17 protein-coding genes and 1 pseudogene are annotated in these 21,586 nt (G+C 64.4%); 13 read left to right on the forward strand and 5 right to left on the reverse strand.

Annotated features, from left to right (window positions below; translation table 11 throughout):
• The 11 genes and pseudogenes from MKL11_RS28010 to MKL11_RS28060 all read left to right on the forward strand — a co-directional run.
• A partial coding sequence (locus tag MKL11_RS28010) for a transposase (RefSeq protein ID WP_243947262.1) occupies nt 1-140 on the forward strand: 140 nt, incomplete at its 5' end.
• A 43-nt stretch (nt 141-183) separates the two neighbouring features.
• Nucleotides 184-443, forward strand: a pseudogene (locus MKL11_RS28015) (DUF4113 domain-containing protein); the annotation flags it as partial.
• Between the two features lie 434 nt (nt 444-877).
• Nucleotides 878-1,516 carry an ABC transporter ATP-binding protein gene (locus tag MKL11_RS28020; protein ID WP_279600767.1) on the forward strand — a complete coding sequence of 213 codons (639 nt, stop codon included), beginning with the start codon at nt 878-880 and terminating at the stop codon, nt 1,514-1,516.
• The gene (locus MKL11_RS28025; protein ID WP_243949611.1) at nt 1,513-2,709 is read left to right on the forward strand and encodes an ABC transporter permease; all 1,197 of its coding nucleotides are present in this window, start codon (nt 1,513-1,515) and stop codon (nt 2,707-2,709) included. Before MKL11_RS28020 ends, MKL11_RS28025 begins: the two co-directional genes overlap by 4 nt.
• Nucleotides 2,710-3,116: 407 nt before the next feature.
• Entirely contained in the window at nt 3,117-3,650 is a 534-nt protein-coding gene (locus MKL11_RS28030; protein ID WP_243949613.1) for a hypothetical protein, read from the forward strand.
• A gap of 328 nt (nt 3,651-3,978) precedes the next feature.
• Nucleotides 3,979-4,992 carry a hypothetical protein gene (locus tag MKL11_RS28035; protein WP_243949615.1) on the forward strand — a complete coding sequence of 338 codons (1,014 nt, stop codon included), beginning with the start codon at nt 3,979-3,981 and terminating at the stop codon, nt 4,990-4,992.
• A gap of 129 nt (nt 4,993-5,121) precedes the next feature.
• The gene (locus tag MKL11_RS28040) at nt 5,122-6,144 is read left to right on the forward strand and encodes a hypothetical protein (protein WP_243949617.1); all 1,023 of its coding nucleotides are present in this window, start codon (nt 5,122-5,124) and stop codon (nt 6,142-6,144) included.
• Nucleotides 6,145-6,211: 67 nt separating this feature from the next.
• Nucleotides 6,212-7,723 (forward strand): TolC family protein, encoded by a 1,512-nt coding sequence (locus MKL11_RS28045; protein WP_243949619.1) that lies wholly within the window; start codon nt 6,212-6,214, stop codon nt 7,721-7,723.
• A gap of 5 nt (nt 7,724-7,728) precedes the next feature.
• A complete protein-coding gene (locus tag MKL11_RS28050) occupies nt 7,729-9,063 on the forward strand; it encodes an efflux RND transporter periplasmic adaptor subunit (RefSeq protein ID WP_243949621.1) in 1,335 nt (444 codons plus the stop codon).
• 1,285 nt (nt 9,064-10,348) lie between these two features.
• Complete coding sequence (locus tag MKL11_RS28055) at nt 10,349-11,338, forward strand: TAXI family TRAP transporter solute-binding subunit (protein ID WP_243949623.1); 990 nt, start codon at nt 10,349-10,351, stop codon at nt 11,336-11,338.
• A 95-nt stretch (nt 11,339-11,433) separates the two neighbouring features.
• Nucleotides 11,434-12,573 carry a peptidyl-alpha-hydroxyglycine alpha-amidating lyase family protein gene (locus MKL11_RS28060; protein ID WP_243949625.1) on the forward strand — a complete coding sequence of 380 codons (1,140 nt, stop codon included), beginning with the start codon at nt 11,434-11,436 and terminating at the stop codon, nt 12,571-12,573.
• Between the two features lie 195 nt (nt 12,574-12,768).
• Here the strand turns inward: MKL11_RS28060 and MKL11_RS28065 are convergent, their stop codons facing one another.
• The 3 genes from MKL11_RS28065 to MKL11_RS28075 are packed head-to-tail and all read right to left on the reverse strand — an operon-like array spanning nt 12,769 to nt 14,578.
• Nucleotides 12,769-13,938, reverse strand: a complete 1,170-nt coding sequence (locus MKL11_RS28065) for a thiamine pyrophosphate-binding protein (RefSeq protein ID WP_243949627.1) — start codon at nt 13,936-13,938, stop codon at nt 12,769-12,771.
• Nucleotides 13,898-14,353, reverse strand: coding sequence for a thiamine pyrophosphate-binding protein (locus MKL11_RS28070; RefSeq protein ID WP_243949637.1), 456 nt, complete (start codon nt 14,351-14,353; stop codon nt 13,898-13,900). The genes MKL11_RS28065 and MKL11_RS28070 overlap by 41 nt, the downstream gene beginning before the upstream one ends.
• A 12-nt stretch (nt 14,354-14,365) precedes the next feature.
• Entirely contained in the window at nt 14,366-14,578 is a 213-nt protein-coding gene (locus tag MKL11_RS28075) for a twin-arginine translocation signal domain-containing protein (RefSeq protein ID WP_243949639.1), read from the reverse strand.
• 232 nt (nt 14,579-14,810) lie between these two features.
• On the opposite strand from MKL11_RS28075, the gene MKL11_RS28080 reads away from it, so the two are divergent.
• Both MKL11_RS28080 and MKL11_RS28085 read left to right on the forward strand, forming a co-directional pair.
• A complete protein-coding gene (locus tag MKL11_RS28080; protein WP_243949641.1) occupies nt 14,811-16,229 on the forward strand; it encodes a hypothetical protein in 1,419 nt (472 codons plus the stop codon).
• Between the two features lie 302 nt (nt 16,230-16,531).
• On the forward strand, nt 16,532-16,705 hold the full coding sequence (locus MKL11_RS28085) for a hypothetical protein (protein WP_243949643.1): 174 nt from the start codon (nt 16,532-16,534) through the stop codon (nt 16,703-16,705).
• 113 nt (nt 16,706-16,818) lie between these two features.
• Here MKL11_RS28085 and MKL11_RS28090 read toward each other — a convergent pair whose 3' ends face one another.
• Together MKL11_RS28090 and MKL11_RS28095 are read right to left on the reverse strand one after the other, a co-directional pair.
• Nucleotides 16,819-19,932, reverse strand: a complete 3,114-nt coding sequence (locus MKL11_RS28090) for an efflux RND transporter permease subunit (protein WP_243949645.1) — start codon at nt 19,930-19,932, stop codon at nt 16,819-16,821.
• On the reverse strand, nt 19,929-21,176 hold the full coding sequence (locus tag MKL11_RS28095; RefSeq protein WP_243949647.1) for an efflux RND transporter periplasmic adaptor subunit: 1,248 nt from the start codon (nt 21,174-21,176) through the stop codon (nt 19,929-19,931). The genes MKL11_RS28090 and MKL11_RS28095 overlap by 4 nt, the downstream gene beginning before the upstream one ends.
• Nucleotides 21,177-21,586: the final 410 nt, after the last annotated feature.

Raw genomic sequence — 21,586 nt, forward strand, 5'->3', positions numbered from 1 at the left:
TCGAGCCGGTGTTCGGGCAGATCAAGCAGGCCCGAGGCTTCCGACAGTTCCTGATGAGAGGGCTCGATCAGGTCCGAGGCGAGTGGGCGATGATCTGCACGGCCCACAACCTGCTGAAGCTGGCACAGGCAGGCCGCTGAGCCCGCTGATCCGCCCCATCGGCTCCTGTCTCGCCCCCCTCTACCCGGCTTCCAACCTCGTTACTCGGACGGGCTCCTAGCGCAGCTGTCGCACAGCCCGCGGGCGCTGATCGGCGCACTGGATCGTGAGCGATCCGGACCGCTGATGGCAGCGATGGACGCGTGCAGCGCGCGCTGGGGCCGGGGCGCGGTGGTGCCGGCGCGGGCGGGGTTGGTGAGCCGGCGGGACTGGACCACGAAGTTCGAGATGCGCACGCCGCGCTACACGACGCAGTTGGGGAGCTGCCGGTGGCGCAGGCGTGATGGCCGCGCCGTTGAACTTCGGCTGGCCCGATTGGGGTAGATTTCTGCCACTCCGCATGATCCTGCCGATAACGGACAGTTTGTTTTAGGTCACGCAATACACGAAATCCGACGTCGCAGCATTCCTACTATAGATGTCTGGAATACACATGTTGCTGACGTTTGAAGAGACGGCAGTATTTTCCGACACGTCTGCAGCGACTTGCAACCATCAACATGGATGGTCAGTGATCGCCGAGAAAACAATTCTTACGCCTTCAAATCACGCCCGACGATAAAGCTTCATGCGCCGACGGTCTTGCTGCACGCCGATTTTTGCCCTAGCGATTTGGCCAACGTGTTGAATTTTTAGAAAATTTTGACGAATTTCTCAAATAGATATGGCATTAATTTCAATAAAGTCCGTCGATAAATCTTACGCTGGTCGATCAGGATTGGTCCCCGTTCTCACGGAGGTCAATCTAGAAATCCAGCATGGAGATCTCTGTGCCCTGATGGGGGCCTCCGGGTCCGGCAAGACCACGCTGATGAACCTGATTGGCCTACTGGACCGCCCGAGTCACGGCGAGATTCACCTGGATGGCGTGCCGACGGCATACCTGCGCGACGACGATTTGGCCGTCCTGCGCAACCGCCGGATCGGCTTCGTCTTCCAGGCGTTCCACCTGCTGCCCCGCCTGCCGGCTTTGGACAATGTCGCCCTCCCGCTCCTGTATCGCGGCCTCGGAAAGCGCCTGCGCAGGGCGCGCGCAGCGGAGGCGCTGCACAAGGTTGGGCTCGCGGACCGCGCATCCCATCGGCCGGACGAGCTGTCCGGCGGCCAGCGTCAGCGCGTCGCGATCGCGCGGGCGCTCGTCGGCGGGCCGACGCTGCTGCTGGCCGACGAGCCGACCGGCAACCTCGACAGCCGGGCCGCCGACGACATCATGGCTCTGTTCCTCGCCCTCAACCGGGATCTCGGCGTCACCATCCTGATCGTGACCCACGATCCTGCCGTGGCAGCGCGCTGCCCGCGCCGCATCGTCATGCGCGACGGCCGGGTTCTCGACGACACGGGCGCCCTGCCCGCATGACCGCCATGGGCCAGGCGCGGCTGCGCGAGGTCGTCCGCGAAGGGGCCGGCAATCTCCGAGCCCTCGGAGCGCGTGCCCTGCTGGCGCTCACCGGCATCGCCGTCGGCACTGCCGCGGTGATCGCGATCCTGCAGGTCGGCCACAATGCCCGCGCCGAGGCGATGCGGCAGTTCGAGGCGCTCGGCACCGACCTCATGAGCCTCACCCCGCGCGGCGACAACCACGATGTCCCGAACCTGCCGCCCGAGGCGATGCGCACCCTGCCCGCGCGCCGGCTCGGCCTGTCCGAGGCCATCCCGATCGTCTCCGGCAGCGCCTCGCTGCGCGTTGGACGCGCTTCGCTCTACACCGCCCTGATCGCGGCCGACGCGGCGCTCTACGGCTTCCTCAAGGCCCCCGTCGTGGCGGGGCGCCCGACCTCGGATCTCGACGCCGCCGCGCCCTTCGTGGTCCTGGGGGCCGACGTGGCCCGGGATGCGGCCGCCTCCGGACGACCCGTCCGCATCGGCGATCCCGTGACGGTGAACGATCAGGTGCTGACCGTGATCGGCATCCTCGGGCCGGCGTTCCGGAGCCCGCTGCTGGGCCTCGACCTGAACCGGTCGGCGGTGATCCCGTTCCAGGCCGCGCGGCGGCTGATGCCGGACGCGAAGATCACCACCGTGGCGGCGCGCCTCGCCCCGGGCGCGGACGACCGGGCGACGGCGCAGCGCGTGACCGACTATTGTCGCCTGCTGCTCCGCACCGGCGGCGTCGACGTCCAGACCGCCCGGCAACTGATCGACGGGCTGGAGAAGCAGATGCGGATCTACGCCCTGCTGCTCGTCGGCATCGGCACCACGTCGCTGGTGGTCGGCGGGGTCGGCGTCATGAACGTGATGCTGATGAGCCTGATGGAGCGGCGGCGCGAGATCGGCCTGCGCCGGGCGATCGGGGCCCGCCGCCGCGACATCACCGCCCTGTTCCTCACCGAGGCGCTGCTCCTTTCGGCTGTCGGCTCCCTGCTGGGGACGGGCCTCGGCACCCTCGCCGGCTGGATGTTTGCGCGCGCGTCGGGCTGGCCGTTCCTGCCCGCACCGCTAGCGCTGCCGCTCGGCGCCGGCATGGCGGCGACGGTCGGCCTGTTCTTCGGCCTCTATCCCGCCCTGAAGGCCGCCCGGCTCGATCCGATCGCCGCCCTGCGCGCGGAGTGAGGCGGAGGCTGGGCAGGCGCCTCGGCGCGCGCCGGAACAGGGCGCGCCGAAGTGAAAACGCGCCCCTTCGAAGATCTGGATAGATAATTTTCTTGAATGCTTCGAAATTTCGAAGCTGTGTAGGGCTACGCTGGCAGTTGTCGGGCGCCGATCGAACCTCAGCGACGGTTTTATTCAGATACAACTGTCTGTTGGTTGACCTCAGATCGCAAGTTTGTTCTGCTCGATGGGCTGGAGCATGACGCCCGGCGCCGAAGGTCTGCGGGATCCCGCGACCTCGCCCGATCGACGAGGCGATGCAGCCTCCACGATCCTGCGCAGATCAGCTGATCGCCTGTCTATGGAAGCCGACCGGCTGCCGATGTTCAAGCAGAATGATTCCGCATAGAGATTAGGGGGATTCGAACATGCGCGCTTTGATGGTTGGTGCGGTTGGTGTGTTGGGCGCTCTTTGTCTGAGCAGCTCGGCCATGGCTCAGAGCAGAAACAAAATTACTATAAATTTGTATAATAAAGCCGACCATTCTTTCGGCCTCCATGATGTGGCTTCATCGCCTTCGGCCAAGAGCTGGAATTGGAGTCCGGAGACAGTCAGACCCGGCGGCACAGGCATTTTCAGTGGATATTGGGACGACAATCAAGGACAATCCGTTACTGTTGAAGTTCAAGGAATGACGCCAGGTCCATACGGATGTCTCGTTTCATGTGCGGTTACCGTCAATATGCCGCTGTACGAAGCAACGTCAGACGGACTGAAGTGCCCAACAGATGTATCAAAAGTTAAATATAGCTTTAGAACAACTAGTAATAATAATGTGTGCGGAAATGTGACATGCAAGGTCGATCCGGACCATGGTGGTTGGCCGACGCTCGATCAAAACTGTAATTATACTTTAAATACTAAATTTACGAACCCTAATCGCTTGGGACAAGAGGACTAATACTCGTCAGGCATTTGGATTGGGGGACTTGGTGATATCGATAAACGACCAGTTTTCTGATTCATTGTGTTATCAAGTCCTTCCCCGGGCTACCGAAAAATCAACATCGAGTTCAGCCGTAGATTCGAGCTAGCTTGAGGTTGCGGCAGACCATCGTTGCACATCTTCTAAATCTGCATCCGCTGAAAAATTTAAATCTATGACACTTTTACGATTGAATAAAAACTACCTGCGGTAAAGAAACGTCTTTGTAAATAAAAAATAAAATACCAACATATAATAGTACAGATCAAAAAATTACGATTCCTCGAATCGATAGGAGCGTGACGTGACATCTGTAGTTTCTTCCTCCTCGGCGGCGCTGAAGGTTCTGCAAACGCAGGCACCGTCGCACGCGGTATCCGGGCAGAACGAGCAGGATCCGCTCAAGAATTTCCTCGATCCGCGGTCTGTCCTGGCGCTGGCCCCTCAATCGCTCGATGCCCTGTTGAAGCTCAGAACCGAGCTTCGCAGGGATCCGGTGCAGCAACCGCAGGCCCTAAAGGACGTGTCTCTGACACCCCATGCCGGCACGCGACGTCAATCGGGTATGCTGGCCTGGGAGAACGAAGGCACAACCGTGGAGACTTCGAACCTGGACATATGGACCGAGCGGATGGAGCGCCTGAAGGCGCGCACATCGGAGCCCCTGAACAGCCCGCTGATGCCTTGGAACTCAGCCGATGTCCTTCAGCAATTGAGAGACTTGGACAGACATGCCGGCCATTCGGACGCGCGCAAGCGTGCGTTTTTCGCGAGCGATGCGGCAATCTATAAAGGCATGGCCGAGACGCCGCCGGAGGACGTGGCGCAGATCAAGTCCCTGGGCGGCGAGATCTGGTACAACGACAAGCAGTTCTACGATCGGCCGAGCGACAAGGAATTCTTCCGGGACATCAAGAACCTTGCCTTGTATGGCGGAAACCTGGACCAGCCAATCGATCCGTCCGACGAGTTGTCTCAGGCGCTCCTGAAAGGCACGGCGCAGATGATCCGCGGCTCAAACATCCCTGAGTATCACGTGCACTCCGCCTCGTACACCATGTATGCGTACAGCTCTGCTGCCGGTCAATACAAATGGATCGGTGGATGGGGCGGCGGCGGTGAAAGCAATTCACATGATATCCTTGAGGGCCTCATTAAGAAAAACCCCACTATGCACGTGGCTGTGCTGGGCGCCGATAACGATATTGCTTTCGTCCTGTATCCAAAGAGTGGTTCCGCCACCCCGACTGTGACGGCCGCCGCCCAGGGCAGCGCCACTGGGACTGGCACGTCCCCCGGGGCTACACCTGCACGCTAGGGATTTGATGCACGTCTCTGGTCGCCGGGCACAGATCCACTTGCAGCTTGGCGGAGAAGGCTCAACCGGGCATGCGTGTCCCGATCACGATCCGACGACGAAGACCGCTCGACCCCACAGGAGCGCAACATGGTATCCGCAGTTTCTTCATCTTCGGCGGCGCTAACGGTCCTACAGACGCAGGCGCCGGGGCAAGTGGCATCCGGGCGGCGGGACCAAGATCCGCTCCGAGCCTTCCTCGATCCGCGGTCGGTTCATGCGCTGGCGCCCCAATCGCTCGATGCGCTGCTGAAGCTGAGGAGCGAGCTTCGCGGGGACCACGCGCATGGACCACAGGCTCATCAACTGCAGCAGGACGTGCATTCGGCCTCCGGCGCGGGTACGCCGGGACAATCGGGCATGTTGGCGGTGTGGGCGAACGCGCCAAAAGTGCATATGCAGTCGCGATTAGACTTCATAACCGAGCGATGGGAGAGCATGAAGGCCCACGCGACGGTACCTTTGAACAGCCCGCTGATGCCGTGGAACTCACCCGATGTCGTTCAGCAACTGAAGGACATGGACAAATATGGCGACGAATCAGACGCGCCATATCGAGCATATATAGGAAATGACTCCGCTATCCACAAAGCGATGGACGAGACACCGGCGGAAGACGTCGCGCGGATCAAGTCTATGGGTGGAGAGATCTGGTACGAGAGCAGCCACCTGCGCGAACGACCGAGCGATAAGGATTTTTTTCGGAACATCAGGAACTATGTTTTGTATGGTCTGAACTTCGACCAGCCGATCGATCCGTCCAACGAGAGGTCTCAGGCCTTCCTGAACGGCACGGCTCAGATGATCCGCGGCTCTAGTATAACAGAATTTTATAGTAACTCCTTCGAATATACGATGTATGCATACAACGCCGATGCCAAGCAGTATAAATGGGTCGGCGGGTGGGATCGAAATGAAAATAATATACGTCAGATTGTTGAAGATCTTGGGAAGAAAAATCCCACTATGAAAGTGACATGGATGGCAGAAGATGACGATGTGGCGTTCATCCTGTACCCAAAAACTGCTTCCGTCACCCCGGCCGCGACGGCCGCCGCCGAGAGCAGCGCCGCCGGGACTGGAACGAACCAGACGGCTGCTGCCGCACGCTAAGGACCGATGCGCGCTTTGAGCCGCAGCAGCGCGAACCCAGCCGCTGCCCTGCGATCTGGCTAGCGCCATGTCACATCGGAAGCGATTCGCGGCCGCCGCGATCTGCGTCGTCGCGGCGATCGGGGCAGCCCACAAGTCTCGTGCCGCCCACCGGCCCTCCAAGCCGCCCCGGTCGGCCGCGCCGCCGTCGCCGATCTCCGCCAACCCTGATAGGAAGGCGAAAGCCGGGAGCGAGGCCGGCATTCCCCTCAGCCTGACGGACGCCGTGTCCCTGGCCCTGCGCGACAACCGCACCATCCGCGGCGCCTATATCGACCGCATCACCCAGAAATTCAGCCTGCGCGTCGCCGAGGACGGATTCATGCCGCATCTCGGCCTCTCCGGCGGCGCGGTGCGCCAGACGATCGCCGGGATCACCACCACCAGCCTCGATGTCACGCCGGGCGTCACCGCGCTCCTGCCCACGGGCGCCACCGTCGCTTTCTCCTGGGCCAACCACGCGAGCGAGGTCGCCGGCATCCGGACGCGCAGCACCGGCGGCGTTCTGTCGATCAATCAGCCGCTCCTGCGCGGCGGCGGCGTCGACGTGACCCTGGCGCCGATCCGCTCGGCCCGGCTCAGCGAACAGGGGAACCGGTTGCGGCTCAGGGCGACCGTATCGGAGACGATCGGGCAGGTGATCTACGCCTATCGCGATCTGCTGCGCGCCCAGAAGGCCATGGTGCTCGCCCAGGCTGCCGTACGCCGCGCCGAGGAGATCCTCGACATCAACCGGGCCCTGATCGAGGCCGGACGGATGCCCGCGGTCGAGATCGTCCAGTCCGAGGCCGACCTGGAGAACCAGCGCCTGGGCGTGCTGGGCGCGACCCGATCCCTCGACGGCGCCCGCCTCCGGCTGCTCGACCTGCTCGCCCTCGACCTGGGAACCCCGATCCTGGCCACCGAGAGCACCGAGCCGGCGCAGGTCGCCACAGAGCTGCCGCACCTGATGGAGGTCGCGTTCGCGCAGCGGCCCGACTATCTCGGCCAGCTCCTGGCGATGGAACAGACCAAGCTCGGCCTCGTCGTCGCCGAGAATGCGCGGCTCTGGGACCTGTCGCTGTTCGCGACCCGCACCGTCGGCCGCACGACGATCACCGGGCCGCAGGGCAGCGTCACCGGCCAGTCCGACACCACGGTCGGGCTGGCCTTCAACGCCCCCCTCAACGATCTCCAGCGCGAGCAGCCCTTCGTCCAGGCTACGGCGAGCCGCCAGTCCGCCGAGCTGCAGCTCGAGACGATCCGCCGGGGGATCGAGCTGCAGATCCGCAGCTTGGCGAGCGACGTCGCGATCCGCTGGCGCCAGCTCGAAGGCGCGCGCCGCGCCCGCGATCTGGCGGCCCGGGCCGTCGAGATCGAGCGGGAGAAGCTCAAGGCCGGGCGCTCGGCCAACTATCAGGTCCGCGCCCTGGAGACCTACCTCCGCTCGGCGGATATCCAGCTTTTGGACAGCGTGATCGGCTACCTCAACACCCTGACACTGCTCGATCTCCAGCTCGGGACGACGCTCGACACATGGCACGTCGCCCTGCGGGATTGACGGACATGGCCGAGCCCACACCCGAAGGCGCGCTGCTTCCGATCGCCGATCGATTGCCGAAGATCGGCGCGCCGCCTCGCGTCCGGCACGCGGCTGCCGGTGCTTGCGCCGCCGCCATCGTGGTTCTCGCCGGACTGGCTTGGCTCTGGGGAGCGCCGAGGTTCGCTCCGGTCGAGCGCAAGGCCGCGCAGCCGGTCGCGGAACGCACCGTCACGGTCGCGCCCGTGGCCGCCGCCTCCTTCGTGACCCTCGCCGGCACGGTCGGGGCGGAGAAGACCGTTGCGGTCGTCGCACCATTCGACGGCGTGATCCGCGAGGTGCGGCTGCAGATTGGCGACGTCGTGCAGGCCGGCGATCCACTCGTGGTGATGGACGATGGCGAGATCGCCACCCGGGTGCGGGAGGCGCAGGCCGCCTTCCTGAAGAGTTCGATCGCCGTCGACCTCCTCGATCGCTGGGCCGACAGTCCCGAAGTGATCCGCGCCAAGCGGACGCTGGAGAGCGCCGAGGCCGGCCTCTCACTGGCCGAGCGCCAGGTGACGGAAACCAAGAGGCTGTTCGACCGCGGGATCGTGTCACGCAACGAGTACGACGGTCTCGTGCAGCAGCGCGACACGCAGAGGAAGGCGGTCGCAAGCGCCGGGATGGACCTGCAGACGACGCTGGCGCGCGGCGATGCGAACAGCCGGCGCCTCGCCGAGCTTGATCTGCAGAATGCCCGGTCCCGACTCGCGGACGTGATGGCGCAAGCCGACGGCAAGGTCGTGCGCGCACCGATCGGCGGCATCCTCTCCCACCCGCCCGTCAGCCGGCAGACCAATCAGCCGGCGGCCGAGATCGCGAGCGGCGTCCGGGTCAGTCGGGGCCAGGCGCTTTTCGCCGTCGCCGACACGGCGACGCTCGTGGTGACCGGCCGCGTCGATGAGGTCGACGTGAACCGCATCCGGACCGGGCAGCCGGTCGCGATCACCAGCGATGCGTTCCCGGGCGAGCCGATCCCGGGCCGCCTGATCGGGATCAGCGCCGAGGCCGATACCACGCGCGGTGGGAGCCGCGCGCCCTCCTTCGAGGTGCGGGCCGCCTTCCCGAGGGACACGGGTCGCGGTCAGATCCGCCTCGGCATGTCGGCCCGGATGCGCATCGAGATCGCCAGCAACCCGCAGGCAATCGTGGTGCCGATCGAGGCTGTCCGCGATCCGACGACGGATCCGATGGTCCAAGTGCGTGATCCGGCGAGCGGCGAACCCCGCCCGCGTCAGGTCCGGCTCGGTGCCACCCAGCAGCAGGGTATCGAGATCCTGTCCGGCCTCCGGGACGGTGACGTTGTGATCCTGCCTTGAGGCAGCCCAGGCAGTGTCCCGATCTGTCAGCGGGGCAGCAACTTGCAAACGGCCGGGTACAAGCGCTGCCGACCATGTCCGGAATGCGCGCCCGCACGCCGAGCGAACGGGACGGTCCCCCGCCCGAGCCGATCCATGCCCCTCCGCGCAGCCGCCATGGCCGCATGCAGTTTCGTAAAGCGTCTCTTTGCGAACGGCCGATCGCAGCCGGCAGCGTCCGCTTATGTGACGCTCTCGAAGCCATCTGGATGATCGAGATGGGCACGCTGCTACCAGAGAAAATGTTCGTGGGCACATCCGCTTGCGAAGGCCTCACGATCACCTCTGTACGACTTTGGATGAGCGCGAGCAGAATGTCCGCTGCATCAACACACGCTTTGTGATCGCCGTCAGATCGTGGAGTGATGGGGGCAGCGCCGCGAGTCGGCGAGCTGGTGCCTGTTCCGTCCAGGTCCTGACGGCGAGCGCGTTCGCCGCAAGACGCGTTAGGGCGCGGGTAGAGTGCAAGGTCCGCTTCCGATCCGGCAGGCCAGCCCGCTCGACAGGTTCGGTTGCGATGGCTCGTTCCAGCCTCAAGGCGGCGAGGACGCGCGGACGGATCTCACGACGCAGCCTGATGTCGATCGAGAGCGGAAAACGAGGGCGCTGAAGGCGCGACGGGAACAGGTTCCTGTTTGGCAGGCCAAGCCTTGAAACGCTCTTGGGCGTGGCCTTCAATCGAGCGCCATGCGCTCAACGCTATGATGACCTATGCGGTCCAACCCTATGCCGGTGGGTTTCGCTGCCTCAGCTTCCCGTTCGCTGGTGGGGCGAATGGTGGGGCAATCCCCATGTCAGCCGAAAAAAGCATTGTGTATCAATGGTAACTGGCGGAGAGGGGGGGGATTCGCCGCCGTACGACAGAGCCCGTTGCAAATAAAAGGCTTTTGCTCGCTCCAAGTTCGCACTTCGTAGCAACGTTTCGTGGCACACGTCAAACTGTGAGAACGGGTTCGACAGCGCGCGATCACCCTTCAGCAAGGCCATCGGATGCCAATATGCAACGAACAGTCCTGCCGAATTACAGTGGTGTTGGCTATGAAGAAAATCTCAGCATTGAAGCTACCCGGGCGCCGATAAGCGGACCTTCGGCTTTGCGCCCGTCCCAGCCGTTCAGGCGTAGTTGGCAGGATCCCGAAAGCGGACGCCAGCTCATAAGGCCTCAGCACGGGATTGCGCCGTCAGCGCCCCCCTCCCATGGACTGTCTGAAATTCGCCAGACACCTGAAGCGAAGGTGGACGCGTCGTGACTGGCACGTTGATGGAGAGCAGCATGGTACAGCGACGTGAACTGCTCCTCGGTATCATCACCCTCGCCGCGACCGTACCCGCGCGGGCTCAACGATCCGAGCCAGAGGTGCGTCTGACGCTCGGGACGGCAACCCCCGGTGGTTCATTCCCTGCTTTCGGCCGAGCGCTGATCGCTGCAGTCCGTGAGGTCGACCCAGGTGTGATGATCGAGCCGAGGATCACGAAGGGCTCAACGGAAAACCTGACCTTGCTCAAAGCGGGCAAGCTCGACTTGGCCCTCGTACAGGGTGAGTATGCCTACGAAGCTTTGTCCAGTGGACGGGCTGACGGGACCGGCTTGTCGGTCGTGGCCCCCATCGACGCCTCTCCCGGCATGTTCGTGGTCCCAACCTCCAGTCCTATCCAGAACGTGCAGGATCTGCGCGGCCGTGCCGTCGCTCTCGGCACGCGCGGCTCGGGCTTCACGATCATGGGGCGAACCGTGCTGCAAGGCTCGGGCATCGATCCGGACCACGAGATCACGCCGATCCTCCTCGATGACGCTGGCGAGGGCGCCACACAGGTCCTCGACGGCCGAGCAGCCGCTTTGTGGGGCGCAAGCCTCGGCTGGCCCGGCTTCAAAACGCTCGCGGATGCGCCCGGCGGCGCTCGCTTCTTCGGCCCTGCACCCGAGGCGATCCCGAAGATCCTGGCCCTACGCGTCTCGATGCGCCGCTTGACCGTCCCGGCTGGCTCCTTCCGCGGACAGGATGCACACATCGAGACCGTCGGGTCTTGGAGTTTCATCCTGGCGCGCCCTGGCCTCGATGCTGCCGGTGTCACCCGGCTCGTGCACGCGATCGACCGAGGTCGAGAGACCTTGGCCCGGCTCTATCCTCAGGGCCGAGAGAGCGACCCCCGCAATCTCATCTCAAACGTGCCGGCGACTTGGCTGCATCCGGCGACGGCCGCATATCTGCGTGAGATCGGGGCCGATCCGAAGTAATCATCAAGCGCAGGCTTCCGAGCTGTCGGTTTTCGGGCTAAGCCGGCGTGGCCAAGCTCGGCGATCGAACCGGCTGGCCCGTGAGGAAGCCCGAGATGATCCGCTCCTTGTGCGTTGCTGTGGGCGTGCTCGCCCTGACGCTGCCGGCCGTGTGCGCCGACGAGATCAAGCCGGGTGCTGTCCCTGCCTCCTCGGCGGCACCATCTTCAGCGCCCGCGACGCAGGTTCCCGAGATCGCGTTCGACTCGGTCCCGGACTTCCTGAAGCTGCCGCCGGACATCTTCTTCGGTGAGGTCGCTGGCATCGCCCTGAACTCGAAGGGGCACATCTTCATCCTATCGCGTGGGGCGACGCAGGGGCCCGCCTATGGCGCAGCTGCCACCCAGCTCTTGGAGTTCAATCCGGACGGCACCTTCGTCCGGGAGATCGGCCACGGCCTGTACGCCTGGTCCTTCGCCCACGTCGTGCGTGTTGACCGCGAGGACAACATCTGGGTTCTGGACAAGGGCTCAGACATGGTGGTGAAGTTCAACCCCGAGGGTCGCGTCGCCATGGTCTGGGGCCGCAAGACCGAAGCCGCCGACGAGACTGCCGAACCCTGGAAGCATCCCATGCCGCCGCTGCCGCCGGTGCAGGGCCAGTTCCGGCAGGTTACCGACGTGGCTTGGGACAAGGCCGGCAACGCCTACATCAGCGACGGCTACATCAACTCACGCGTGGCCAAGGTCGACAAGGACGGCAACTGGGTCGACTCGTACGGCAGCTACGGCACAGAACCGGGTCAGTTCCGCACCCTGCACTCGATCGCCTCGGACGCGAACGACAACATCTACATCGCCGATCGGGGCAACGCTCGGATCCAGGTGATGGACACCAGTGGCCACATCCAGCGGATCATCAAGATCGACGTGCCGTTCGACTACGATAAGGCGCGCGCCATCATCCGCGGCAAGCCGGCCAAGGACCGCACCACGGTCGACCTGTTCACGCCGGGTGCGCCCTGGGCCTTGTGCATCACACCCGGACCGAAGCAGGTCCTCTACGTCGCCGACGCCTTCCCGGGGCGGATCTACAAGCTGTCGCTCGACGGCAAGGTGCTGGGTGTGCTCGGCGAGACGGGCAAACAGCTCAAGCAGTTCGGCTGGATCCACGAGATCGCCTGCCCGTCCGAGAACGAGATCTACGTCGGCGAACTGCTGAACTGGCGCCCGCAGAAGCTGGTCCTCCATCCGTGATCGCGCGTAGCGCCACGGCAGAGCCCACTCTTTTGCGATAGGAAGGCTGAACAGCGTGTTGGGCGATCAGCATGTATGAGCGCAGAGCCCCCCGGACGACCGATCAGGCCCCAACTCGTACGAAACTTGAGACGTGGGTCGAGGATGATTCATCGGCGGCTGGGGAAGTTTCTGTGCGCGGCAGCCGGCTTCCGCTCAAGCCGTGACCTTGTCGGGCCTCTGGCTCTCCTCCTCGGCATCGACCTGAACGTCCAGCAGCGCCACGCCCGGCGTCGACAGCCACGCCTGCACCGCCGGCCTCAGATCGGCTACGCTGCCGGCGCTGAGGCCCCTCGCGCCGACGGCACGCGCGTAGGCTGCGAAGTCGATGTGACCGAGCTTGCAGCCGTATTCCTGCGCGCCGATCTCCCGCTGCTCGCCCTTCACCTGCGCCAGCGCGTCGTTGTTGAGCACCATCACCTTGACGTCGAGCCCGTGCAGGACCGCCGTCGACAGCTCCGCCATCAGCATCGCCAGGCCGCCATCACCCGCGACCGCGATCGAGGGGCGACCGGGCTGTGAGAACGCGCCCGCGATTGCCAGTGGCAGAGCCGAGGCCATCGTCACCAGCGTGCCCGAGCCCGTCCAGCTCTGACCCTCCCGGATCTGGATGTGGCGCGCGGCAAAATGGGTGTTCGCGCCGCAATCCATACTGAACAAGGCGTTGGCCGGTGCGAACTCGCTGAGCGCGCGCATCGCCGTCTGCGGCCGCAGGCGCGGTCCCCTCTGGGTCGTCTCGACCTGGTCGAGCAGGGTGCGCCAGGCGCGCATGCGCGTCTGCGCCTCGGCGAGGAAGGTATGGTCGGGCTCGGCCCTCAGCATTGGCATCAGCGCGTCGAGCGTCGCGCCGATGTCGCCGGTGAGGCCGACCTCGACCGGATACTTCAGGCCGATGTGGTCCGACTTGATGTCGATCTGCACGCCCCGCGCCTGAGCCGGCTTTGGATAGTAGTCGATCCACGGCATAGTCGTGCCGAGGATCACGACCGTGTCGCAGCTTTGCATCGCCCATTGCGAGGGCGCCGTGCCGAGATGGCCAATACCACCGGTTGTCAGCGGATCGTCGTCGGGCAGCAGCGCCTTGGCGAGGTAAGCCTTGGCGATCGGCGCACCCAGGCTCTCAGCGAGGCGGCGCAGCTGCGGCAAAACGTTTGCGCAGCCCTGACCGGCCAGTATGGCGATGCGCTTGCCGGCATTGATGACCTCAGCGGCGGCCCGAAGCTGGTCTGCGGGCGGGATCCCCATCGGGGGCGACCAGGCGGAGGAGGTGCGTCCGCCGTGGTTCTCAGGCGAGGGCTTGTCGGCCGAGAGGGCTTGGCGCTGCACGTCCTTGGCGATGGTGAGATGCGCGACGCCCCTGCCGGCAAGCGCGGTTGACGAGCATCACGGCGTTGGCGGGGCCGGTGACACGCTCGTTGAACAGCGCGACATCCTGCATCAGCTTGACGGTGTCGACGCTCTGCATGAACCGCATTCCTTCCAGATCGTGGAAGGTCGTGCCGGTGATCGCGACCACGGGGGCGTTGTCGTAGGCGGCGTCGTAGAGGCCGTTCATCAGGTGGACGGCGCCGGGTCCGGTCGTGGCGAGGCAGACACCCAACCGGCCACCGTGCTTGGCCATGCCGCCGGCCATGAAGGCAGCGGCCTCCTCGTGACGGACGCCGATGAAGGCGATCTTGTCCTGGCGCTTGCGCAGGGCCTCGACGATGGGGTTGATGCCATCGCCGACGATGCCGAACACGTGGGTGGCGCCTCAGGTGATTAGCGTGTCGACTAAGATGTCGGCGGTGTTCTCGTCGGCCGCGAGAGGCGGCGCGGGCTGGGACGTGATGCGTTCGACCTGCTCGACCTGGGCCAAGGCCGCGGTGGCCGGCGCTCCGACTGCAGCTGCGGCGACGCCGGCGAGCTTGACGAAGCCGCGGCGATCGACGGTCAGTGGAGGCTCGGCGTTCGCTCTGTCGGCCATGGTTCGCTTCCGGTTCCACAACCCGCTGCGGTCGATATGGTCAGCGCCTCGCGCACCCTGTGGTTCCAGGCGCAGCGAGGGCTCGCGGGCCTGTGATCTGAGCTCGGCAGCGCCGGCGACAGCTCTCGCGTTTCCTGGAATGTGTGCCTCCCCGAGCAGCAGGGTTCACAGAGCCGGGATGCTTGATCGTCGAGCACCAGCCGCTACCCTGGCGTGAGCTTCCGGAACCGTCATGCCCAGCAGCTCCTCGCTCTCAGGTCTGATCAAGTGGCTCACGCGCGAGGAGTGGCGGGAGCCGTTCGAGGAGGCGCTTTGGCTGCATGTCGGGCCAGCCTGCGAGCAAACCGACCTGGAGCTGGAAGACTTGGAGAGCCTCCTAGGTCCGGCTCAGTTCATGACGCTGTGGGGCTGCGCCTTCGAGGATTTCCTCACCCGCACCGTCGAACCCGACGACGTCAACTTGGTCGACGCGTACCTCAAGCGCCGGGGCTGGAAGGAGCCGGTCGCCAACAGGCGCTACATGGAGGCGCTGCGCCGCTCCGTGATGAGCCTGTACGAGGTCAGCGGCCTCGTTCCCGGCGAGAGTTTCCTGGCCCGTGATCTGGTCCGCGGCGGCGAGCCGGTCCGTATCACGGAGCGGACGGCCAGTCGATCTCTCGCGCCTTGGGAGCGGATCGGCGCGCGGATCGTCGAGCACGGCGGCTCGCATGTCATGGCAGGCGGTGTGCTCTCGTTCGGGCGCGATGCCTCCGAGGAGGTGCTGCGCATCCTGAAGAGTTCGGCCAAGCGCGCAGGTCGTGAGTTCGAGAAGCTGGCGCGGAAGGAGGATCTGGCGGCCGGTGCCGACCGGAGCGTTCCAGACACACTCCTCCTGACCGACGCGGCGCCGCTGTTCACCAACCTGTGGCTCGCTGACGTGCTGCCCCAGCTGCTGGATCCGAGCTTACCGACTCTGGTGAACAGTGAGGGCACCGAGATCGCGTTCCACACCATGCGGTACCCACTCCTGCCGAGGATAGACGTGGCCGAGGTCCGGGCGCGGCTGGGCACCGTGCCGGACCTGCGGGAGGAGACCGACACATTCTGGAACTGGCTCGAAACAGAGGCTCGCCCGGGTTCGAAACCACGGAACACCGGCACGACCGGCACCGGAACGATGCAGACCTACAGCGTGACGCTTGAGAACGGTGGCACGGTGCTGGGCACCATCGAGTTGACCGATAGGGGCTTGCTGGTGAGCGTCAACTCGGCGGATCGGGCCGCGCGGGCACAGGCACTCCTCACGCCCTTGTTGGACGGTCTGGTGCGCTCGCCGCTGACCGAGATCCAAACCGTCGCGCAGGCGATGGCCTCATCTCAGACGGAGGCTCTGCCCCATGAAGAGGCGCTTCCACCCGACCTGCAGACGAGCCTCGTGCACGAGGGGCTGAGCGGCCATTACCGCGCTGCTCTCGATCAGCCAGTCGGCATGTTGGGCGACAAGACTCCGCGCGTTAGCGTGCGCTCGAAGGCGGGGCGCGAGAAGGCGGCGGCTTGGCTGAAGTTCCTGGAGAGCGAGAGCAGGCGTGGCCGTGCGCCCAGCGATCCGATGGCGAGCTACGACTTCGGCTGGATGTGGACCGAACTCGGCATCAGCGACCTACGACGGTGAACCGATCTACCTGTGGTTTGGGCTAGCGCCGTCAAGCTTCGCCGTTACGCAGCTGGCGGAACTTGGCCCGTCGTCCAGAAGCAGGCGTTCCGCTTCGCGCCCATTGCTGCCACTCAGCCGAACCTAGCAACTTCTCGAAAGCGGACACTACGGCAACGTAGGTCTTTGGCGTCAGTTGCATTCATCGCACTTCACCGGCAGTCTTAAGTCGCCTAGTATTGCTATCTTGTAGAGATGACGACGAACCCGCAGATGCCCTTCACCGGTCAAGGTAGACAGACCACTGCCGTAGGTGCTTGGGTATGTTCCGAGCTTCGGTGCCGCTCGCATCGAACCTGTCGTTCGTGATCGGCATCGAGGTCATGCCGTTCCTTCTCGAGACGCCTCAGGATCCGTGCTGGATCGGCCGGGCTGTCATCCACTCCCATCCTGTTTTGCGCGCAGCTTGCATCGACGGAAGTGATGATTATCAGTAGAGAAGACACGAAGGGTAATAAATGACGAGTCATTAGTATCCTCGAAACAGATTTTGCAATAAATTAACCTTCCATCCGAAGCACGGGGTTCGGTCCAGTGCACTTCGGTCCAATCACTCTGCCGGCGCCGTGACTGGGCTATCAACTTTTCCCCTCGCAAAGTGCGCAGAGAACCACTCGCTGACACGCTCCATGTATAGGTAGGTCACAGGCGTGGTGAACAGCGTCAGCGCTTGCGAGACCAGCAGGCCGCCGACCACCGCAATCCCGAGCGGCTGGCGTAGGTCGGCACCGGCCCCGATGCCCAGAGCGATCGGCAGCGTGCCAAACAGGGCCGCGAGCGTCGTCATCATGATTGGCCGGAAGCGCAGCACTGCGGCCTCGTAGATCGCCTCCTCGGGGTCCTTGTTCTCCGTGCGCCTGCGCTCCAGAGCGAAATCTATCATCATGATCGCGTTCTTCTTCACGATGCCGATCAGCATGATGATGCCGATGATCGCCATCATGGTCAGGTCGAAGCCGAAGAGTTCCAGGAAAGCCAGGGCGCCGACGCTCGCCGAGGGCAGGCTTAGGAGGATCGTCAGCGGGTGGATGAAGCTCTCGTAGAGAATCCCGAGGACGACATAGACCGAGAATAGGGCCGCCGCGATCAACAGAGGCTGGGTCGCCAGGGAAGTTTGGAATTCCTGGGCGGTGCCCTGGAACGAGCTTTGGAGCGTCGGCGGCGCGCCGATCTCCGCCTGGGCCGCCTTGATCCGGTCGACCGCCTGCCCCAGGGAGACCCCGGGTGCCAGGTTGAACGAGAGCGTCACCGAGGGGAACTGGCCCTGGTGGTTCACCGAAATGGTGGAGGGGACCGGTTCGAGCTTGGCGAACTGGCTGAGCGGCACCATCGCGTTGCCGGTCCCGTGCACGTAGATCCGGGTGAGCGCGCTGACGTCGCGCTGGTAGCGCGGTGAGACCTCCATGACGACGTGGTAGGTGTTGAGCGGCCCGTAGAGCTGCGTGATGAACGGCTGGCCGAAGGCGTCGTAGAGCGTCTGCTCGATCGTCGTGACGTTGACCCCGAGCCGCGCGGCGGTCTCACGGTCGATCCGTACCATCAGCTGCGGGCTGCCGGTCTGCTGATCGCTGGCGAGGTCCTGGAGGCCGGGGACCGTGCGCAGCTTCGCCAGGATCTTCGGCGCCCATAGGTTGAGCTCTTCGAGATCCGTGTCCTGCAGGGTGTACTGATACTGCGTCCGGGCGAGGCGGCCGCCGATCTGGATATTCTGAATCGATTGCAGGAAGGTCACGACGCCGGGTAGGCGTGCAAGTTGTGGGCGCAACCGGGTGATGATCTGGTCGGCGGTGGCTTCGCGCTCGGCCAGCGGCTTGAGCTGGACGAAGAACCGGCCGGTATTCTGCCCCGAGCTCGTCGTGCCGCCGATCGACGAGCCGAAGGCGGCCACATCCGGATCCTTGGCGATCACCGCGGCCACCGCCTCCTGGCGTGAGGCCATGCCGTCGTAGGAGACGTCTTGGTCGGCCTGCGTGAAGCCGAAGATCAGGCCCGTGTCTTCCTGAGGGAAGAAACCCTTCGGCATGGAATAGAACATCCAGCCCGAGGCGAGGATCAGCAACACGTTGACGGCCATCACCGGCCCGCGCCAGCGCAGCGACAGGCGCAGGAGGTGCTCGTAGCCGACAAGCAGGCGCTCGAATTGCCGCTCTGTCCAGGCATAGACCGGCCCGTGCTTGGCCTGCCGGGGGTCCTTGAGAACCAGAGACGCCATCATCGGCGAGAGCGTCAGGGCGATCAGGGCTGAGATCACCACCGCGGCCGTCACCACGACGCCGAACTCGCGGAACAGCCGCCCCACCACGCCGCCCATGAACAGCAGCGGGATGAACACCGCGATCAGCGAGACGGTAATTGAGACGATGGTGAAGCCGATCTCCGCCGAGCCGGCGAGCGCTGCCTCGCGCCGGCTCATCCCCTGTTCCAGGTAGCGGTAGATGTTCTCCAGCATGACGATGGCGTCATCGACGACGAGGCCCACCGCCAGCGTCAGGCCCATCAGGGACAGGTTGTCGAGGCTGTAGCCGAGCAACTCCATCACTGCGAAGGTGCCGACGAGGGAGAGCGGTACCGTGGCGGCGGGGATCAGCGTCGCCCAGGTGCTCCGCAGGAACACGAAGATCACCGCCACGACGAGGATGATCGTGCCCAGCAACGTCAGCTTCACGTCGGTGAAGCTTTCGCGGATCGAGATCGAGCGGTCGCTGATGATCGAGAGATCGACGGAAGGCGGGATCGCCTTCTGCAACTCCGGTAGCTTGGCCTTGATCTGGTCCACGAGGTCGATGGTGTTGGCGTCCGGCTGACGCCAGATGCCGATCATCTCACCGCGCTCAGTGCCGACCCAGCTCGCTTGGAGGGGCTGCTCGGAGCCCGCCACGACGTTCGCTACGTCATCGAGATGGACCGGCGCTCCGTTCCGATAGGCGACGATGACCCGGCCGATGTCCTTGGGCGAGAAGATCTGGCCGTTGGTGCCGATTTGGTACGATTGCTTGGGACCCTGCAGCGTGCCGACCGGCAGGTCGGCCGTCGAGTTCGTGACTGCCGTAGCGATCTCGTCGAGGCCGATGCCGCGGGCGGCGAGCGCCAGCGGGTTGACCTTGATTGTGGGGGCGAACTTCTGCTCGCCGAAGATCACCACCTGACCGACGCCGGGCAGGGTCGAGATCCGTTGGGCGATGTCGAGGTCGGCGTATTGGTCGAGGTGGGTGAGCGTCATCGCCTTTGACGCCATGCCGAGGATCAGCACCGGCTGGTCGGCTGGGTTGACCTTCTTGTAGGTCGGCGGCGTCGGCAGGTTCTTGGGCAGATAGCCCTGGGCGGCGTTGATCGCCGACTGCACGTCCCCCGCCGCCCCGTCGATGTCCCGGGAGAGGGCGAATTGCAGGGTGATCTGCGTGGCGCCCAACGTGCTGGTAGAGGTGATCTGGTCGACCCCCGGCAGGTCGGCGAATTGCCGCTCCAGGGGCTGCGCCACTGAGGACGCCATGGTCTCCGGGTCTGCGCCCGGCAACGAGGCTGAGACGGAGATGGTCGGGAAGTCCACCCGCGGTAGCGCAGCCACCGGCAGTAGTTCGTAGCCGACGAGGCCGCCGACGAGGATAGCCGCCATCACCAGCGTCGTGGCGATGGGCCTCAGGACGAAGGGCGCCGAGATGTTCATCGCGCGGCCATCGGGGTCGCCGGAGATGGAGCCGCGTCCGCAACCGTGACTTTCATGCCAGCTCGGAGCCGCGACTGGCCGCCGGTGACGACACGCTCTCCGACCTGCAGACCGGAGGCGACGAGGGCGCGGTCGCGTTCCGTCTGGCGGACCCTGATCACCCGCTGCTCCACGGTGTCGTCGGGCTTGACCACGTAGGCGAAGCTACCCGTCGGCCCTGTCTGTACGGCGGCGGCGGGCACGGTTATGCCGTCCTTGGCGACGGACAGGACGAGGTGAGCGTTGACGAACGCGCCCGGCCACAACTTCTCGTCTGTGTTGGCGAACTCGGCCTTGAGCTTCACCGTGCCGGTGGTCTGATCGACCTGGTTGTCGACGAGCTTGAGCGTGCCCGAGGCGATGCGGTGGTCGTCGCTCGCGTCGAAGGCCTCGGCCGCGAGCGTGCCCTGAGCCATGGCCTCACGCACTTCGGTAATGTCGGCCTCGGGCACCGTGAACACGACGTAAATCGGCTTGATCTGCGTGATGACCACCAGGGTCTGGCCGTTGTTGGCCTGGACGAGGTTGCCGAGATCGACCTGCCGGATACCGGTGACGCCGTCGATCGGCGAGCGGATCGCAGCGTAGTCCACGTTGAGTCGTGCGCTATCGATCTGAGCCTGATCGCCCTTGAGGGCCGCCTCGTCCTCAGAGACGGTCGCCTGCTGGGTGGCGAATTGCTGCTCGGGGGCGAAGTTGCGCTTCAGCAGGTCGGCGTAGCGGCCGAGGTCCTTCTGCGCGTTGGCGAGGTTCGCCTGGTCCTTCGTAAGCGTCGCCTGCGCCTGATCGAGCATCGCCTGATAAGGTCGCGGGTCGATCTGGACCAAGAGATCGCCAGTATGGACTTCCTGCCCCTCGCGGAAGTTCACCTGGGTGATGTTGCCCTGCACGCGGCTCTTTACCGACACCATGTTGAATGCCGTGACCGTGCCAAGGCCGCGCACGATGATCGGAACGTTGCGGGCCTCGGACAGCGCGGTCTGTACCGGCAGGGCGGAGGAAGCTTGCTGTCCCGGGGACGAGCTTGCGTTGGCGCCGCGCGGCCAGTGACCGTGAGAGGTCTCGTACCCGGCTCCCAAGGTGATGCCGAGGACGACGATCAGACCAAGTTTTGCGCGTGTTCGCATCGAATCTAGATCTGTGCTGCCGTCGATCTCGTACGACGCAGCAACCGGGACGCAAAGCGAACGTTCCGGCAATTCCAACCAATCACGGCCTTGTGTTAAATATTTCCAGATATTTCTGCGCCGTTAGACAACAAAGATAAGCATAAGAACGATCGATGTGAAGCCAGCTGGAAATAAACGAGTACTCATCTGGAATGGGACCGATTTCTGACCCTGAGCGACGAACGGAAAAATTTTCCAGCCCTGTGGAGGGCTCGTGTGCTCTGCCCCAATGGGATGGCCCGCGCTGAGACGCGACGCGGCTGGTCGTGGCTTCAAACCAGGTGGTTCTAGGCCAGCCCACGTTCGACAAGGGCGGCCATCCGCCGGGTGAGGCGCAGCGTGCTTGGGGATGTATCGCTTCGCTTCCGGCCGATGCCGCGGCCGGCTCTATAGCCGAACCAGCCATGCACGCAGGCGTCGATGAGCCCGGCGGTCGCCAAGAATGG

It is taken from the genome of Methylobacterium sp. J-077, from assembly GCF_022829365.1.
In the GTDB taxonomy this organism is placed as follows: Bacteria; Pseudomonadota; Alphaproteobacteria; order Rhizobiales; family Beijerinckiaceae; genus Methylobacterium.

What these genes read in the sequence shown, in the direction of transcription:
- MKL11_RS28075 (WP_243949639.1), bottom strand. Translation starts at nt 14,578, where the DNA reads ATGGCCGACAGAGCGAACGCCGAGCCTCCACTGACCGTCGATCGCCGC.
- MKL11_RS28030 (WP_243949613.1), top strand. Translation starts at nt 3,117, where the DNA reads ATGCGCGCTTTGATGGTTGGTGCGGTTGGTGTGTTGGGCGCTCTTTGT.
- MKL11_RS28085 (WP_243949643.1), top strand. Translation starts at nt 16,532, where the DNA reads ATGTTCCGAGCTTCGGTGCCGCTCGCATCGAACCTGTCGTTCGTGATC.
- MKL11_RS28050 (WP_243949621.1), top strand. Translation starts at nt 7,729, where the DNA reads ATGGCCGAGCCCACACCCGAAGGCGCGCTGCTTCCGATCGCCGATCGA.
- MKL11_RS28025 (WP_243949611.1), top strand. Translation starts at nt 1,513, where the DNA reads ATGACCGCCATGGGCCAGGCGCGGCTGCGCGAGGTCGTCCGCGAAGGG.
- MKL11_RS28040 (WP_243949617.1), top strand. Translation starts at nt 5,122, where the DNA reads ATGGTATCCGCAGTTTCTTCATCTTCGGCGGCGCTAACGGTCCTACAG.
- MKL11_RS28090 (WP_243949645.1), bottom strand. Translation starts at nt 19,932, where the DNA reads ATGAACATCTCGGCGCCCTTCGTCCTGAGGCCCATCGCCACGACGCTG.
- MKL11_RS28080 (WP_243949641.1), top strand. Translation starts at nt 14,811, where the DNA reads ATGCCCAGCAGCTCCTCGCTCTCAGGTCTGATCAAGTGGCTCACGCGC.
- MKL11_RS28045 (WP_243949619.1), top strand. Translation starts at nt 6,212, where the DNA reads ATGTCACATCGGAAGCGATTCGCGGCCGCCGCGATCTGCGTCGTCGCG.
- MKL11_RS28060 (WP_243949625.1), top strand. Translation starts at nt 11,434, where the DNA reads ATGATCCGCTCCTTGTGCGTTGCTGTGGGCGTGCTCGCCCTGACGCTG.